Annotated in this window: 14 protein-coding genes; 8 read left to right on the top strand and 6 right to left on the bottom strand. The window is 70.7% G+C overall.

The window, feature by feature from the left end; translation table 11 throughout:
• Window positions 1-19: 19 nt before the first annotated feature.
• Both DPM19_RS22055 and DPM19_RS22050 read right to left on the bottom strand, forming a co-directional pair.
• Complete coding sequence (locus DPM19_RS22055) at window positions 20-322, bottom strand: pore-forming ESAT-6 family protein (RefSeq protein WP_111869867.1); 303 nt, start codon at window positions 320-322, stop codon at window positions 20-22.
• 364 nt (window positions 323-686) lie between these two features.
• Complete coding sequence (locus DPM19_RS22050; RefSeq protein ID WP_111869866.1) at window positions 687-1,022, bottom strand: hypothetical protein; 336 nt, start codon at window positions 1,020-1,022, stop codon at window positions 687-689.
• Window positions 1,023-1,266: 244 nt separating this feature from the next.
• Here DPM19_RS22050 and DPM19_RS22045 point away from each other — a divergent pair, with 244 nt between their 5' ends.
• The 7 genes from DPM19_RS22045 (at window position 1,267) to DPM19_RS22015 (ending at window position 10,006) form a co-directional block, all read left to right on the top strand.
• Entirely contained in the window at window positions 1,267-1,563 is a 297-nt protein-coding gene (locus DPM19_RS22045; protein WP_146778943.1) for a hypothetical protein, read from the top strand.
• Window positions 1,560-1,901: a DUF6507 family protein gene (locus DPM19_RS22040; protein WP_146778942.1), complete on the top strand. Its 342-nt coding sequence runs from the start codon at window positions 1,560-1,562 to the stop codon at window positions 1,899-1,901. The genes DPM19_RS22045 and DPM19_RS22040 overlap by 4 nt, the downstream gene beginning before the upstream one ends.
• 108 nt (window positions 1,902-2,009) lie before the next feature.
• The gene (locus tag DPM19_RS22035; RefSeq protein WP_111869863.1) at window positions 2,010-4,550 is read left to right on the top strand and encodes a DNA/RNA non-specific endonuclease; all 2,541 of its coding nucleotides are present in this window, start codon (window positions 2,010-2,012) and stop codon (window positions 4,548-4,550) included.
• Window positions 4,551-4,574: 24 nt separating this feature from the next.
• Entirely contained in the window at window positions 4,575-5,033 is a 459-nt protein-coding gene (locus DPM19_RS22030) for a hypothetical protein (RefSeq protein ID WP_111869862.1), read from the top strand.
• Between the two features lie 296 nt (window positions 5,034-5,329).
• Entirely contained in the window at window positions 5,330-6,967 is a 1,638-nt protein-coding gene (gene abc-f / locus DPM19_RS22025) for a ribosomal protection-like ABC-F family protein (RefSeq protein ID WP_111869861.1), read from the top strand.
• Window positions 6,968-7,202: 235 nt separating this feature from the next.
• Entirely contained in the window at window positions 7,203-8,816 is a 1,614-nt protein-coding gene (locus DPM19_RS22020) for an ABC-F family ATP-binding cassette domain-containing protein (RefSeq protein ID WP_111869860.1), read from the top strand.
• A gap of 83 nt (window positions 8,817-8,899) precedes the next feature.
• Entirely contained in the window at window positions 8,900-10,006 is a 1,107-nt protein-coding gene (locus tag DPM19_RS22015; protein WP_111869859.1) for a serine hydrolase domain-containing protein, read from the top strand.
• Between the two features lie 82 nt (window positions 10,007-10,088).
• Here the strand turns inward: DPM19_RS22015 and DPM19_RS22010 are convergent, their stop codons facing one another.
• The 4 genes from DPM19_RS22010 to DPM19_RS21995 all read right to left on the bottom strand — a co-directional run bounded on the left by DPM19_RS22010 (window position 10,089) and on the right by DPM19_RS21995 (window position 14,115).
• On the bottom strand, window positions 10,089-10,508 hold the full coding sequence (locus tag DPM19_RS22010; protein WP_111869858.1) for a PIN domain-containing protein: 420 nt from the start codon (window positions 10,506-10,508) through the stop codon (window positions 10,089-10,091).
• Window positions 10,505-10,783 carry a ribbon-helix-helix domain-containing protein gene (locus DPM19_RS22005; protein ID WP_111869954.1) on the bottom strand — a complete coding sequence of 93 codons (279 nt, stop codon included), beginning with the start codon at window positions 10,781-10,783 and terminating at the stop codon, window positions 10,505-10,507. The genes DPM19_RS22010 and DPM19_RS22005 overlap by 4 nt, the downstream gene beginning before the upstream one ends.
• Window positions 10,784-11,353: 570 nt before the next feature.
• Complete coding sequence (locus DPM19_RS22000) at window positions 11,354-13,120, bottom strand: NAD+ synthase (RefSeq protein ID WP_111869857.1); 1,767 nt, start codon at window positions 13,118-13,120, stop codon at window positions 11,354-11,356.
• Window positions 13,121-13,140: 20 nt separating this feature from the next.
• A complete protein-coding gene (locus DPM19_RS21995; RefSeq protein ID WP_111869856.1) occupies window positions 13,141-14,115 on the bottom strand; it encodes a terpene synthase family protein in 975 nt (324 codons plus the stop codon).
• A gap of 305 nt (window positions 14,116-14,420) precedes the next feature.
• Between DPM19_RS21995 and DPM19_RS21990 the strand changes: the two genes are divergently transcribed.
• Window positions 14,421-15,782 carry a glutamine synthetase family protein gene (locus tag DPM19_RS21990; protein WP_111869855.1) on the top strand — a complete coding sequence of 454 codons (1,362 nt, stop codon included), beginning with the start codon at window positions 14,421-14,423 and terminating at the stop codon, window positions 15,780-15,782.
• Window positions 15,783-15,840: the final 58 nt, after the last annotated feature.

Genomic DNA, 15,840 nt, shown 5'->3' with positions numbered 1-15,840 from the left:
CCCTCCCGGCTGGGGCCGATCAGATGGCCTGGACGGCCGCGCTGGCCCGGCTCAGCGCGGTGTGAGCCGTGTTGTCGTTGTTCTCCAGGGTGGTCTTGACGAGCCGGATGATCTCGCGGGTCTCGTTGGCCGCCTGGTGCCACTTGAGCTCCTTGGCGGAGTACTCGTCCTCGACCCCCGTGGCGGTGAAGTCGGCGAGCGCGGCGGACACGTCGGTGTCGTGCTGGCCGATCAGCGCCTCGAGTCGCGTGATGACGCTGTGGATGTTGATCTGGGCCTCCTGCGAGGCGCCGGTGTCGTAGCCCTGTCGTCCGTCGCCCATGGTTCTTCTCTCCCTTGCTGGCTCAAGCGTGTCTGCCGTCGCTCCGCCTCGTCGTTCGCTGCGCGGATCACTCGTTCCTCGCGATCCACTCCGCTCACTCCTCGGCTCAGGCGGTGTTGGCTGCCGCCTTCGCCTCGTCGTTCGCTATGCGGATCACTCGTTCCTCGCGATCCACTCCGCTCACTCCTCGGCTCAGGCGGTGTTGGCTGCCGCCTTCGCCTCGTCGTTCGCTATGCGGATCACTCGTTCCTCGCGATCCACTCCGCTCACTCCTCGGCTCAGGCGGTGTTGGCTGCCGCCTTCGCCTCGTCGTTCGCTATGCGGATCACTCGTTCCTCGCGATCCACTCCGCTCACTCCTCGGCTCAGGCGGTGCGGAACTTGGCTCCGTCGAAGTTGGCCGCGGCCATGTTGCGGCCGGCGTCGTCGGCCATGGTCTGGCCACCGGTGGCGAACGCGACGTGCATGCCGTGCTGACCCTGGTTCACCGACCCCAGCCCCGCCGTGAGGTCGGCGGTGATCTGGTCGGAGCGGGCCTTGAAGCTGTCGAAGGCCGCCTTCCCAGGACCGCTGAAACGGCCGGACAGGGGCTCGGCGGCGGCGATCAGCTGCTTGAGCAGCGTCGCCAACTCCTGGGTAGAGCCCCCGGTGTTCTTGGCGAGGGTGACCAGCGTCTGGTCACCGAAATCCCAACGTCCCATCTGCACCCACCTGTCGTTCGGCCTGGCGAGCGTCCCCGCTATCAGAGGACTTCTCCTGACAGTACTGAAAACTGGCGAAGAATGTCAGTCCACGGAGATTGCGCCGTTCAAGGGGCTCGGACGTACGGCCGGCTCCCCAGGTTCCACGGAACTTGGGTGTTTTTTCTAGCATTTAATGGCGCTTGGTGCATGTGTGCGAGTCGTGCATAATGCCGGTATTCGCGGGGTGTCGTGGGGTGAGGTCGTGAAGTTCGAGTTGGTGGACCCGGGTGAGGAGCCCGCGGCGACCGAAGAGCGATCCGACCTGGACCGACCCGACGGGGAGCAGGTTCCGGCCGACCCGGGCAAGGCCCTGGCGGCCTCGACGGCCCGGTTGGTCGCCGAGGTGCGCGACACCGCCACGCGGATCGACGACAGCGTCAACGGGCTCACCGAGCTGCTGGCCCGGAGGCGGGCGGCCCAGCTCCCGGCGGGGGACCCGCCGGTGAGCTTCCGCCCCGCGCTGTTCGGCGGACGGGACGACGAGGGGAGCGGCGCGTGATAGAGGGATGGGACATCGACCCACCCGGCGTGGGCAGTGTGGTGGCCAAGCTCGGCGGCCACGTCACCGGCGAGGGCGGCCTGATCAAGGAGCTGGAGAGCTTCGGCGGGCATGTCGAGGACGCCGCGGTGGCGGCCGCCAGCATGCCCATCGGCACCGCGCTGAAGGAGTTCGTCGAGCACTACTCGCCGGGCCTCAAGGCCATGGTGAACAAGACCGGAAGCGTGGTCACCGGAGCCGTCAAGGCGACCATGGCGTACCTGGAGGCGAACCGGGAGATGGCTGAGGAGGCGCAGCGCAACGCGATCAACGCGCCGGCTCCCAGGATCGGCAGGTAACGGTTCCCCGAACGCGTAGGGCATGGATCCGTTCTATTGGCATATGCGTCAAATGGCCGGAACCTCCGAGAGGAGAGGTCCGGGCCGTGATGGACAGGTGGGTGTGACGTGGGAGATGTGGTCGATCCGTCGAAGATCCCGGTTCCGCAGGCGCGGACACCGGAGGTCTACACCGCCGGCCTCGCGCTGAAGACCGACGGCACGAACATCGCCCAGACCGGCAATGACATCCATTCTGACTGGCAGGGCCTGTCGCCCTTCTACATATCCCCCGAGGCGAACCTGCTGCTGGCGGCCACCCGGCCGGTCGCCACCGCGGGCGACAACTTCAAGACGGCGCTGCACACCGCCGGGGACGCCCTCACCCAGTTCGCCACCGAGGCGGGCCCGATCCTGTCCCGGCTGCGGACGCTCAAGGGCGACGCCCAGCGCCTCCAGGACAAGACCCGGGGCGACGACGACTGGCGCAAGGACGAGGACGACGTCGACGAGAACAACCGGATCAACAACCAGGTGCTGGTGGAGATCACCCGGTACATGGCGGCCGAGCGCGAGTGCGCCAACAAGATCACTGCCCTGTTCGGCGGCACCACCTTCGTGGCCACCAAGCCCGGCGAGGACGCCACCCTCGGCCGCGGCCAGGTCGCGCACGGCTTCACCGAGGCCCCGCAGAACGTCGAGACCCCGTGGGGCAAGCCCCAGGAACACGACAAGCCCTGGTACCAGGACGTCTGGGACGGAGTTTGGGACTTCGGCGCCGGCCTGCTGGAGGACGTGGGCTCGCTGGTCGGCCTCTACGGCGAGAACGGCTGGGTCTGGGCCGGCGGCGAGTGGGGCGACTGGTGGGGCAACGTCAAGGACGGCTGGGGCGGCATGTTCCAGGGCTTCGCCGGCATGGTCGGCTTCTACGGCCCCGACGGCTGGGGCTGGCAGGGCTGGGGCAACCTCTGGAACAACTGGAAGGAACTGGGCCACTCCTTCGTCCCGTGGCGCGAGTGGGGTGACCGGCCCGGTTACGTGCTCACCCAGAGCGTCCTCAACATTGGCAGCATCTTCGTCGGCGGCGCCGGCCTGGTGAAGGGCATCGTCACCGCGGGCAAGCGAATCGGCCGCAGGGGCGACTCCGACGCGCCCGACGCGGACGCCCCCGACGACCCGGTGGACTCCAGCGACCTGCCCGACTACCACACCGACCCCAACCGGATCCCCACCGTCGGGGACCTGCAGGACCTCGTCGGCGATCTGGAACTCGACGACTTCGACCTGGGCGACTTCAACAACGCCCTCAACGACGCCGGCCGCTTCGACGACCTGCCCGGCAACCACCCCGACAACATCGACCAGCCCGGTAACGACCGCCCCGCCGACGAGCGCCCCCCACCCAGGGAACCCGCCCTGGTCGGCGCCGACCCCCGCCCCGGCGAGATCAACGGCAACGCCGACGTCCCCGGCGAGGACGGCAGGGTGCCCGCCCTGTCCGGCGCCCCCGCACGGGTGGACGAGATCGGGGGCAACGGCGGCAACGGCGGCGAACTGCCCCCGCGCGGCGGTAACGGCGGTAACGGGGGCTTCGGCGGCGAGTTGCCACCCCGCGGCGGTTCCGGCGGTACCGGCGGCTTCGACGGGGAGCTGCCGCCCCGCGGCGGCAACCAGCCCCCCGGTGGCGACACTCCGAACCCGCCGGGGGACGGCACCGACGGCCCGGGTACCCGGCCCGAACCGGTGGACCGCCCGATCGGGCAGGGCGACCCCCTGTCCCCGGACGTTGACCGGCCCTTCGGCGAAGGGCACCGCCTGGACCCCAACACCCGGTACGAGGTCACCGACGCCGACGGCCGGGACCGGGGCGTGTTCATCACCGGCCCCAACGGCAGGATCATCGAGATCCACACCAACTCCGGCCGCTCCGGCGAGTGGAACCCGGACCTGCGGAACCCGCTGCCGAACGTCACGTACCACATCGACGGCAGATACCACTACCGCACCGACGCCGACGCCCGGACGGTCCACGCCGAGGGCGAACTGCACCACACCGGGTCGGACAACGCCCGCCGGATGGGCACCGACCAGAGCAACGTGGGCTGGGACGGCCGCAACGAGTACCGGGCGCACAACGAACTGGTCGGGCGCGCGTTCGAAGACGTCTACGGGCGCCGTCCCGGCCCCGGCGAGTTCGACTTCTCCAACGACCCGGCGGTTCGCGCCGCCTACGAGGCCCGGCTCCGCCAACCACTCGCCGACTCCGATCCTTTCGGCTCCACCGACCCGGCGCTCCGGGACGCGTACGAGAACCTGCGCAACAGGCCGTTCAACCCCAACGACCTCGTCCTGTACGAGGACGTGCGCTGGAACGGCGGCCACCTGTTCGGCACCGAGAGCGGTGGCGCCGGCGAGCGGTTCAACATGGTCCCGATGCTCGAGAAGCTCAACCAGGGCCAGCGGAACACCGACCACCTGACCAACTACCGGCGGCTCGAGGAACACTGGCGCGCTCTGTTGAAGAGCGGCAAGAAGGTCTATGCCACCATCGACGTGGAGTACCGGCCGGGGACCAGCGCCCCGCAGTCCATTACGGTCGAGTACTCCATTGATGGGGTGCTCCAGGACCCCATCACCTACGAGAACGTCCCACCGCGTAGAACCTCGTGACGACTCCGAAAGCTGGACACCGATATGACCGAAGAGAATCGGATCAGCCCCATCGAGCAGGACGCGTTGTTCCGGGAGATCGGAAGCGCCCTGCTGGACGCCGTCGCCGGTGAATGGGAAGAGATCCGGTTCAACTACCGCGGTCTGATCAGCATCTCCACGGCCCGGCTGGAGGCGGTGCGTCCCGGCGGGGAGGTCGAACGGGTTCGCCCACCGCGTGACGCTTCCAAGCTGATGCGCGAGCTGCGCTCGGGGATGTACCAGACGGGCAAGGGCGCGTGGTACACCGCGCTCTACGTCATCACACCGCCCGGCCGGTACAACGTGGACTTTGACTACGACAACGAGCCCCGTTTCGACGTCCCGCCGGCCGCCGAGAGCTTCGCCCTGGACCTGGAGCACTTCCCCCGGGAGGAGCACAACATCCCCGACTGGCTGCGCGCCAAGCTCGCCGAGGCCCGCCAAGAGGGCGGGGAAGGCTGACCTCCTGCATCATCCCCGGTCCCGGCGGACTTCCCCGGCCCGCCCGCCTGAGGTCCGCGGGCCGGGGCGAGCGCTTCCGGCCGGACCCCGGAGAACCCCTTATATAGTGAGGGGCGCAAGTGATCGTGAGCGAGGGAGACGTACGTGGTGGTGGACGACGACATCTCCGGGTGATACCGGGGTGATCGGCCACAGGTAGAGCGCGCGGCGCTCCCGTGGCCATGCCGTCGTTCCATGACCCATGTTCCCCGCCGGGCGGCCCCGGCCCGCCCGCGTCACCTCACGAGGCCTTTCACATGTCCGACGCGTTCATCGTCTGCTCGAACCTTTCCTTCTCCTGGCCCGACGGCACTCCGGTCTTCCAGGAGCTGTCCTTCTCCGTGGGCGCCGGCCGCACTGGCCTGGTCGCCCCGAACGGTGCCGGCAAGAGCACCCTGCTCAAGCTGATCGCCGGCGAGCACCGGCCCGCCGGCGGGACCGTGTCCGTCCAGGGAGTGCTCGGCTACCTCCCGCAGAACCTGCCCCTCACCGGCGACCTGACCGTGGCCGAGGTGCTGGGGATCGCCCCGGTGATCAGGGCGCTGGACGCCATCGAGTCCGGCGACGCCGGCGAGGAACACTTCACCACGATCGGCGACGACTGGGACATCGAGGAGCGCACCCGCGCCCAGCTGGACCGGCTCGGCCTCGGGGACCTCTCCCTCACCCGGCGGCTGCACACCCTCAGCGGCGGCCAGGTCGTCTCCCTCGGCCTGGCGGCGCAACTGCTGAAACGCCCCGACGTCCTGCTGCTGGACGAGCCGACCAACAACCTCGACCTGGACGCGCGCCGCAAGCTCTACGGCGTCATCGAGGAGTGGAACGGCTGCCTGCTGCTGGTCAGCCACGACCGGGCGCTGCTCGACCGGATGGACCGCATCGCCGAGCTCGCCCGCGGCGAGGTCCGCTCCTACGGCGGGAACTTCACCGCCTATGAGGAGACCGTGCGCGCCGAGCAGGAGGTCGCCGAGAAGAACGTCCGCAACGCCGAACAGGAGGTCAAGCGGGAGAAGCGGGAGATGCAGCAGGCCCGCGAGCGGGCCGCGCGCCGGGCGAGCAACGCCTCCCGCAACCTCAAGGACGCCGGCCTGCCGAAGATCATCGCTGGGGGGTTGCAGCGCCGTGCCCAGGAGTCGGCGGGGAAGGCCAACGAGATGCACGCCGCCCGGCTCGGCGACGCCAAGGCCAGGCTCGACGAGGCCGAGCGCGCCCTGCGCGACGAGCAGAAGATCGCGCTGGAACTTCCCGGAACGGCCGTCCCGGTCGGCCGCACGGTCTTCTCCGGCGAGCGGATGCAGGTCCGCTATGGCGAGCGGGCGCTCTTCGCCGGGGACGGCACCGACCTGGAGGTCCGGGGACCGGAACGGATCGCGCTGACCGGCCCCAACGGGGCCGGCAAGTCCACCCTGCTCCGGGTGGTCAACGGTGACCTGGAACCGGAGGGCGGGCAGACCAGGCGGGCCGACGGCCGGGTCGCCTACCTGTCCCAGCGCCTGGACCTGCTCGACCTCGACCGCACCGTGGCCGAGAACATGGCCGCGTCCGCCCCCGCGATGCCGCAGGCCGAGCGGATGAACCTGCTGGCCCGCTTCCTGTTCCGCGGCTCCCGCGCCCACCTCCCGGTCGGGGTGCTGTCCGGCGGCGAGCGGCTGCGCGCCACCCTGGCCTGCGTGCTGTACGCCGAACCGGCCCCCCAACTGCTGCTGCTGGACGAGCCGACCAACAACCTCGACCTGGTCAGCGTCGGCCAGTTGGAGAGCGCGCTCAACGCCTACCAGGGCGCGTTCATGGTGGTCAGCCACGACGAACGGTTCCTCGCGGAGATCGGGGTGACCCGCTGGCTGCGGCTCTCCGCGGGCCGGCTGCTGGAGACGCGAGCCCCGGCCGATGAATGAGACCCGCCTGGACGGCTCCGGGCCACGAAGCGGCGTACGGGCCGCCGCCCGCCGCGACCGCGCGATCCGCTGAGCCCGCGACCGAACGGGCCACCGCCGCGCCCGTGCCCCTGACCAGGCCCGTGCCGTGATCAAGCCTGTGGCCCGAACGTGAACCCGAATCCGTGCCCACGACCGTGACCCTGACCGAGGCGCCGCCCGGCGGGCGGACGTCCCGACTCCTTGGGGATGTGACATGCCAGAACCGGCCCTGCTCGCCCATGACCTCGTCCGCACGCTCGGCGCCCGGCGGGTGCTCGACGGCGTCTCCCTCACCGCCGCCCCCGGCCACCGGATCGGGCTGCTCGGCGAGAACGGCGCGGGGAAGTCCACCCTGTTGCGGTTGCTCGCCGGGACGGACGAACCCGACGCCGGCACCGTCGTCCGCCCGCGGGATCTCGGCTTCCTGCACCAGGAGATGCCGTTCGACCCCGCGGCCACGATCGCCGACGTTCTCGACGACGCCCTGCGTGAGGCCCGCGAGGACCTCGCCGAACTCGACCGGCTCACCCGGGCGCTCGCCGACGCGCCCGACCACGCCGGCCTGCTCGCCGAGTACGGCGCCCGGCTCGACCGCGCGCAGGAACACGACTCCTGGGATGCCGACCGGCGCGCCGGAATCGTCCTCACCGGCCTCGGCCTCGGCGGGATCCCGCACGACCGGGCGCTCGCGTCCCTGTCCGGCGGCCAGCGCGGCCGGCTCGCCCTGGCCGCGCTGCTGGTGCGGCGGCCCGCCGCGCTGCTGCTGGACGAGCCCACCAACCATCTCGACGACGCCGCCGCGACCTTCCTGGAGGAGCAGTTGCGCGGCCTGCCCGGGGCCGTCGTGGCGGCGAGCCACGACCGGGCGTTCCTCGACGCCGTCTGCACCCACCTGGTCGACCTCGACCCGGCGGTGGACGGCCCCACCCGCTACGGCGGTAACTACACCGCGTATCAGGCCGAGAAACGCGCGGAGCGGGAGCGCTGGCAGCGGCGCTTCACCGAGGAACAGGAGGAACTCGCCGAACTGCGCGGCTCCGTCACCGTGACCGCGCGCCGGGTCGCGCCGGACCGGGAGAAGCGCGACAACGAGAAGATGGGCTACGGCCACTCCGGCGGCCGGGTGCAGAAGCAGATCTCGCGGCGGGTGCGCAACGCCGCCCGCAGGCTCGCCGAACTGGAACGCGACCAGGTCCCCGAACCCCCGGAACCGCTGCGCTTCCGCGCCGCCGCCCTCGCCACCGAGTCCCCCGAGGGCACCCTGCTGGCGCTGCGGGACGTCCGGGTGCCCGGCCGCCTGGAACTCGACCGCCTCGACGTGCCGGCCACCGACCGGCTGCTGGTCACCGGACCGAACGGCGCCGGAAAGTCGACCCTCCTGGCGATCCTGGCCGGACACCTGGAAACCTCCTCCGGCCGGGTCCGGCGCCGCCGCGGCCTGACGGTCGGCCTGCTGGCCCAGGACACGGCCTTCGACCGCCCCGACCGCACCGCCCGGGAGACCTACACGCTGACCCTCGGTCCCGACCGCGCCGAATCCGTCCCCCTGCACTCCCTCGGCCTGCTCGCCCCCCGGGACCTGGACACCCGGGTCGGTGAACTGTCGGTCGGCCAGCGCCGCCGCCTCGCCCTGGCCCTGCTCGTGGCGAACCCGCCCGCGCTGCTCCTGCTCGACGAACCCACCAACCACCTCTCGCCCCGCCTCTGCGACGAACTGGAGGAGGCACTGGGCCCGGGCCCCGGCGCCATCGTGCTCGCCAGCCACGACCGGTGGCTGCGCTCCCGCTGGCCGGGCCGCGAACTCCGGCTGCGCGGCACGTCTCACTGACCATTTCAGAACGTGGTGCGCAGCCGTATCGATCACCGGTTAATTCGGTGGCCCGTCCGGCGGGGCCGGGCTAGGTTCCGCCCATGGCCGAGATCCACGGCAGGTGCGACGACCGGTTCGCCGAACTGGGCGAGATGCTGGCCACCTCGCTGGACAACGACGACGTGGGCGCCGCGGTGGCGGTGCACGTGGACGGCGAGCCGGTGGTCGACCTATGGGGCGGGTACGCCGATGCGGCGCGCACCGTCCCCTGGGAGCGCGACACCATCACCAACGTCTGGTCCACCACCAAGACGATGACTGCGCTCTGCGCGCTGATCCTCGCCGACCGCGGCGCCCTCGACCTCGACGCCCCGGTCGCCGAGTACTGGCCCGAGTTCGCCGCCGCGGGCAAGGAGAACGTGCGGGTGCGGCACCTGCTCTCCCACACCGCCGGCCTGCCCGTCTGGGACGGCCCGACCACGGTCGAGGACCTCTACGACTGGCCGGCCGCCACGGCGCGGCTGGCCGCGCAGGCCCCGCACTGGGAACCGGGCACCGACGCCGGCTACCACTCGCTCACCCAGGGACACCTGGTCGGCGAGGTCGTCCGCCGCGTCACCGGACGTACCCTGGGTGCCTTCTTCGCCGAGGAGGTGGCCGGCCCGCTGGGCGCCGACTTCCACATCGGCCTGCCCGCCGAACACGACCACCGCGTCGCCCTCGTCATCCCGCCTCCCGGCGGCCCGACCCTGCCCGCCGGCTCCGACACCCCCGCCGAGTTCCTGGTCCGTCCCGAGGACGCGAACACCCGGGCCTGGCGCCGCGCCGAGGTCCCGGCCGCGGGCGGCCACGGCAACGCCCGCTCGGTCGGCGCCGTGCAGTCGGTCCTGGCCTGCGGTGGAGCGGTGGGGAACGTCCGGCTGCTGTCGGAGGCGGGCTGCGAACGCGCCCTGGAGGAGCAGTACAGCGGCATGGACCGCTACCTGGGCATGCGGATGCGCTACGGCATGGGCTACGGCCTGCTCGGCCACCAGCTCCCCAACCCGCGCACGTGTTTCTGGGGCGGCTGGGGCGGCTCCCTGGTCCTGGTCGACCTCGACGCCCGCATGACGGTCTCCTACGTCATGAACCAGATGCTCGACCAGGGCACCGGCGACGACCGCGCCCTCGGCATCCTCCTGGCCACCTACGAAGCGATCTCCACCTGACCGGCGGCCTGCCCCCGCTGGTACGACGAAGCGGGCCGCCGGTCGAAATCCGCCATGCCGGGTACCGGGCAGTCGTGGGTCCCTACACCTCCTGGATGGCCACCACAGGTGGTACGAGCCGTTTCAGATCCCCTACGTCGGAGGTGAGGACGGTCACCTGGCCCTTTTGCTCCCGTACGAGGGCGGCCAAGGCGGCGTCAATCGCGTACTTGTGACCATGCAGTCCGGCGTTGGCCAGCAGTCGGCGGGCCGCGCGGGCTTGTTCCTTGCAGAGAGGAACCACCTCCACCCGGGAGAGCACCCAGTCCCAGCGGCGTTCGGTGATTCTGCCGTCATATGCCTCGATCAAAGTCATCGGTGAAGTGACAACCTCCGCCTCACCGTCGGCGGCCAGTTCGAGTAGACCGAGCATAAGTCGGTTGCCTTTCACAGCCTGTGAGAGGGCTTCGGAGTCCAAGACGAAGGTGTTCAAGATCCCCGCCTTCGGGTCATGCTTGGTCAAGCCGCCTCACCTGAACCGCTGCCGTGCTCGGCCCTGAGACGGGCATGCTCAGCGTTGATTTCCTCCAGCTTGGCTCGGGCCGCCGCTCGTTCCTCATCGGTCAGTGGCCCGTACTCCTCCTGGAGCCAGTCGACCAGTTCCCGAAGCCTGTTCCGGGCCAGCTTGGCGCGGAGCGCCTCGGCCACGTAGGCGGACAGGCCGCGCTCGGCGGCGTCCGCCCGGATCTCTTCGAGGAGATCTTCGGGGATCGTCACAGTCACCTTCTTGGTCGCCATACTTTGCACCATACTCCCCACCGTTCGGGTCATACAGCTTGGTCGGGTGGTGTGATGGGTCAGCCTGCCGTTCAGATGTCGCGGAACGACAGGCTGCGCTCGCCAAGGGCCGTGCGGAGCAGGCCCATCGCCTTCGGCCCCACCCCGTCGTGCGGCGCCGGCACCTCGGCCTCGCTGCGCCCGGCGAGCTGCTCCGACCGTACGATCTCACACTCAGTGGCTGAATGACTCCGAAACGGGCGCGGCCTGAAACTTCGGGCCGCCGATCCTTCACCCGCAAGATTTTTCATCGGGCGCCCGAACCCGCACGTTCGGGCGCATCGCGCGACGAGCCTGTCTGTGACCACCGAAACGGAAGGGCTCGCCGTGAACGACGGCTCCGACGGCGCTCGCCTCCGCTTATTGGCGGACCTCTCCTCCCGCTGGGCTACCGCGAAGACGGCCCGCGCACCACCGTCTGGACGGAATACCACCGCGACATCTCACACCAAGCCGGTCCTTCGGCTTCCGGGGCGTACGGCACCCCGGAAGCCGAAGGGCCGGCGTGCGACCCTGACGGTCCCGGAGCCGTCAGTCGGCGGAGGGTTCGCGCCAGCGGCTGGTGATGGGCAGGCGACGGTCGCGGCCGAAGTTCTTCGGGGTGATCTTCGGGCCTGGCGGGTACTGGCGGCGCTTGTACTCGGCGCGGTCGACCAGGCGGATCACCCGCTCCACCAGCTCCGCGTCGTGCCCGGCCGCGATCAGGGCGTCGCGGCCCAGGTCGCGCTCCACGTAGTCGACGAGCAGCGCGTCCAGCACCGCGTAGTCGGGCAGCGAGTCGGTGTCGAGCTGGCCGGGGCGCAGCTCCGCGGACGGTGCCTTCTCGATGATCGCGACCGGGATCGGCTCGGTCTCGAACGGGAAGAGCCCGCCGCGGCCGGAACCCGCCTGGGCGTTGCGCCACCGCGACAGGTCCCACACCAGCGTCTTGGTGAGGTCCTTGATCGGGCCGAAACCGCCCGCCGAGTCGCCGTACAGCGTCGAGTAGCCGGTGGCCAGCTCGCTCTTGTTGCCGGTGGTCAGCACCAGGTGGCCGTGCTCGTTCGACAGCCCCATCAGGATCATGCCGCGCACCCGGGCCTGGAGGTTCTCCGCGGCCAGCCCGGTCAGCTCCAGCTCGGCCTCGAACGCGTCCACCATGCCGCGGATCGGCACCGTCCGGGCGACCAGCCCCTGCCGCTTGACCAGTTCCTCGGCGTCGGTGACCGAGTGGTCGCTGGAGTACCGGCTCGGCATCAGCACCACGTGCACCCGGTCGGGGCCGATGGCGTCGGCGGCGATGGTGGCGACCAGCGCCGAGTCGATCCCGCCGGACAGGCCGAGGATCACCGTCCGGAACCCGTTCTTACGGACGTAGTCGCGCACGCCCAGCACCAGCGCGTCGTACACCTCGCCGGAATCGTCCAGCAGGGGGGCGACCTCCGGCGGCTCGGGGGTGTAGGGCGGCACCGGCTCGGCGGTCAGCACCCGCCGGTCGACGGTGACGGTCGTGCCGTCGCTCGCCTCGACCTCGGCCGTGCCGGCCGGCAGCGCCGGGTCGGCCGCGGGCAGGTCCAGGTCGGCGACCAGCAGGTGGTCGGCGAACTGGGGGGCGCGGGCCAGCAGCTCGCCCGCGGCGCCCACGACCAGCGAGTCGCCGTCGAAGACCAGCTCGTCCTGGCCGCCGACCATGTTGACGTACGCGAGCGGGCATCCCGCCTCGCGGGCGCGCCGGGCGCACAGTTCGAGCCGGACGTCGTCCTTGCTGCGCTCGTAGGGCGACCCGTTGACCACCAGGAGCAGCCCGGCGCGCGCCGCGCGGGTCACCGCGACCGGGCCGCCGTCCTGCCAGAGGTCCTCGCAGATCACGGTGGCCACGTCGACGCCGCGTACCCGCACCACCGGCAGCCGGTCGCCGCGCACGAAGTAGCGGAACTCGTCGAACACCCCGTAGTTGGGCAGGTGGTGCTTGGCGGAGCGGACGAGCACCTGGCCGCCGTGCAGCCAGGCCAGCGCGTTCAGCGGGCGCCCGTCGGCCCGGCGGTCGAGGAAGCCGACCACCACGGGCAGCTCGCCGAGTCCTTCCTCGGCGAGCCGCCGGGCGGTCCGTTCCAGGACGCGCCGGGACGCCTCGGTGAACGAGGTGCGCAGGGCGAGGTCTTCGACGGGATAGCCGGTCAGGACCATCTCGGGGAACGCCGCCAGATGGGCGCCGCGGTCGGCGGCGCGACGGGTCCACTCGATGATCAGTTCGGTGTTGCCGTCGAGGTCACCGACGGTCGGGTTCACCTGAGCGAGCGCGATGCGAAGCTGTGCCACGCCCTCAGCGTAGGACGTCCTCAGGACAGGGACGTGTACCGGCCGGACTCCATCAGCCAGTCGAAGTGGGCGCGGGGCGCGGCCAGCAGCCGGTCGAGCACTGCGGTGACGCCCGCCCGGCGCTGCGGTTCGAGCCGCAGCCGCTCCAGCCCGGCGTGCAGCGTGCGGACGGCGGCCTCGATCTCGGCCGCCCGGTGGACGATGGCGTCGAGCACCCAGCCGGTGGCCTCGTGCCGGTCGAAACCGTACATGCCGCGGGCGAGGACCACGTGGTTGTGGATGTCGCCGTGCCCGGCCTCCTTGGGATAGGAGACCACGTCGTTGCACCAGGTGATCAGGTCGGCGGTGCCGTTCAGCACCGTGTGCCAGGCCGGGACCGCGACCACGTCGGACGGCAGTTCGACGCCCAGCGCCGGTTCGGCCAGGTCGAACAGGAACGGCGCGGCGGCCCGCCGGCGCAGTCCCGGGTACCGGTTCAGCGCGGGGATGCGGCCGGTGCGGCGGTTCACGGCCTCCTCGGCGCAGCCGGACCGGTGGTCCTCCATGTGCTCGAAGAACCGGCGCCGCCAGGTGAGGCTCATCTGGGGTGCGGTGTCGTGCCAGAGCCCGACGACCGCGAGTTCCAGCGGCCGTCCCTCGGGCCGGGCGTGGCCGCGGCGCATGGCCCGCAGCAGGTCGGCGTACAGGCCGTCCACGGCGGTAGCGGAGCCGCCCAGCGGCCCGTCGTCGAGCGCGTCGTCGAAGGCGAACACCCAGACCAGCCAGCGCGCCACCAGTTCGACCCGCTCCGGTGCGGACTCGGGGAACAGCCGGACGGCCAGCCGGTCGAACCGGCCCCGGGCCAGCGGCGAGGTGTCCCGGTCGCCGAGGACCAGTCCCTGGTCACGGGCCCAGGCTTCGACCCGCTCGCCGATCTGGTCGGCGGCGGGGTGCACGGCGGACGGGGTGGCCAGCGCGGCGACCCGGTCGGCGAGGGAGAGAAGTGAGGCATCCACGACGCTTCAACGTTAAGGATCTTTCGGCGTGGCCCAGGTGATGGAAGCGTCAAGTTCTGCCCATATGACTCGGGCGGACGTCCGGATCCCCCGCGGGGGATTGCGGGACCGATCTGGGGGCAGGGGATCGTCACGTTATGGCAGAGTCGGAGCGGGTGGTCCGAAAAGCTACTTTTGGGGTAGAACGCTTAGTCCATCCGGCCGGTAGGTCTGTAACGTCAAGGAAACAGCTGCCGGGCATACTGCAAGGTAACCAGACGTGTCTGCGCTGCGGGAACGTCGATGAGGCATCGAGGGAGATGGCTTTGGACCGTCAGCAGGAGTTCGTGCTGCGCACACTCGAGGAGCGTGACATCCGGTTCATCCGGCTGTGGTTCACCGATGTCGTGGGTGTCCTGAAGTCGGTCGCCGTCGCTCCCGCCGAGCTGGAGGGCGCGTTCGCCGAGGGTATCGGCTTCGACGGCTCGGCCATCCAGGGTTTTGCGCGGATCTTCGAGGCCGACATGCTGGCCAAGCCCGATCCCGCGACCTTCCAGGTGCTGCCGTGGCGGGCCGAGGCGCCCGGGGTGGCCCGGATGTTCTGCGACATCCTGATGCCTGACGGGACGCCCAGTTTCGCCGACCCCCGCTACGTGCTCAAGCGGGCCCTGAGCAAGGCTGCCGATCTCGGCTTCACCTTCTACACCCACCCCGAGATCGAGTTCTTCCTGATGAAGAACCTGCCCGACGACGGCAGCGAGCCCGAGCCGGTGGACGCGGGCGGCTACTTCGACCACACCCCGCACAGCACCGCGCACGACTTCCGGCGCAACGCGATCATGATGCTGGAGTCGATGGGCATCTCGGTGGAGTACAGCCACCACGAGGGCGCTCCCGGCCAGCAGGAGATCGACCTGCGCTACGCCGACGCGCTCACCACGGCCGACAACATCATGACGTTCCGGCTGGTCATGAAGGAGGTCGCGCTGGAGCAGGGGGTGTGGGCCTCGTTCATGCCCAAGCCCTTCACCGACCACCCCGGCTCGGGCATGCACACCCACATGTCGCTGTTCGAGGGCGACCGCAACGCCTTCTACGAGCCGGGCGCGGAGTTCCAGCTCTCTAAGGTGGGCCGGGCCTTCATCGCCGGGCTGCTGCGGCACGCCCCCGAGATCACCGCGGTGACCAACCAGTGGGTCAACTCCTACAAGCGGCTGTGGGGCGGCGTGGGCGCCTCCGCGGGCGCCGGCGGCGAGGCCCCCTCGTACGTGTGCTGGGGCCACAACAACCGGTCGGCGCTGATCCGGGTGCCGATGTACAAGCCGCAGAAGGGGCACGCGACCCGCATCGAGTTCCGGTCGCTGGACACCGCGTGCAACCCGTACCTGGCGTTCGCCGCCATCCTGGGCGCGGGCCTCAAGGGCATCGAGGAGGGCTACGAGCTGCCCCCCGGTGCCGAGGACGACGTGTGGGCGCTGACCTCCGCCGAGCGGCGGGCGCTCGGCATCGAGCCGCTGCCGCAGAGCCTGGACGAGGCGATCCACGCGATGGAACGCAGCGAGCTGATGGCGGACGTCCTCGGCGAGCACGTCTTCGACTTCTTCCTGCGCAACAAGCGGGCGGAGTGGGAGGACTACCGCCGTCAGGTCACCGAGTACGAGCGCAAGCGCCACCTGCCGGTGCTGTAGCCGTGCGGTCATCGCGCCGACTCCTCGAATTCACCGGGGAGTCGGGTGTTCGATGACA

It is taken from the genome of Actinomadura craniellae, from assembly GCF_003289645.1.
Taxonomy (GTDB): Bacteria; Actinomycetota; Actinomycetes; order Streptosporangiales; family Streptosporangiaceae; genus Actinomadura_D; species Actinomadura_D craniellae.
This window is presented reverse-complemented; position numbering and strand designations above follow the sequence as displayed.

Excerpts from the sequence above, each read along its gene's own strand:
- DPM19_RS22020 (WP_111869860.1), top strand. The coding sequence starts at position 7,203 with ATGCCAGAACCGGCCCTGCTCGCCCATGACCTCGTCCGCACGCTCGGC.
- DPM19_RS22055 (WP_111869867.1), bottom strand. The coding sequence starts at position 322 with ATGGGCGACGGACGACAGGGCTACGACACCGGCGCCTCGCAGGAGGCC.
- abc-f (WP_111869861.1), top strand. The coding sequence starts at position 5,330 with ATGTCCGACGCGTTCATCGTCTGCTCGAACCTTTCCTTCTCCTGGCCC.
- DPM19_RS22050 (WP_111869866.1), bottom strand. The coding sequence starts at position 1,022 with ATGGGACGTTGGGATTTCGGTGACCAGACGCTGGTCACCCTCGCCAAG.
- DPM19_RS22030 (WP_111869862.1), top strand. The coding sequence starts at position 4,575 with ATGACCGAAGAGAATCGGATCAGCCCCATCGAGCAGGACGCGTTGTTC.
- DPM19_RS22005 (WP_111869954.1), bottom strand. The coding sequence starts at position 10,783 with ATGGCGACCAAGAAGGTGACTGTGACGATCCCCGAAGATCTCCTCGAA.
- DPM19_RS22015 (WP_111869859.1), top strand. The coding sequence starts at position 8,900 with ATGGCCGAGATCCACGGCAGGTGCGACGACCGGTTCGCCGAACTGGGC.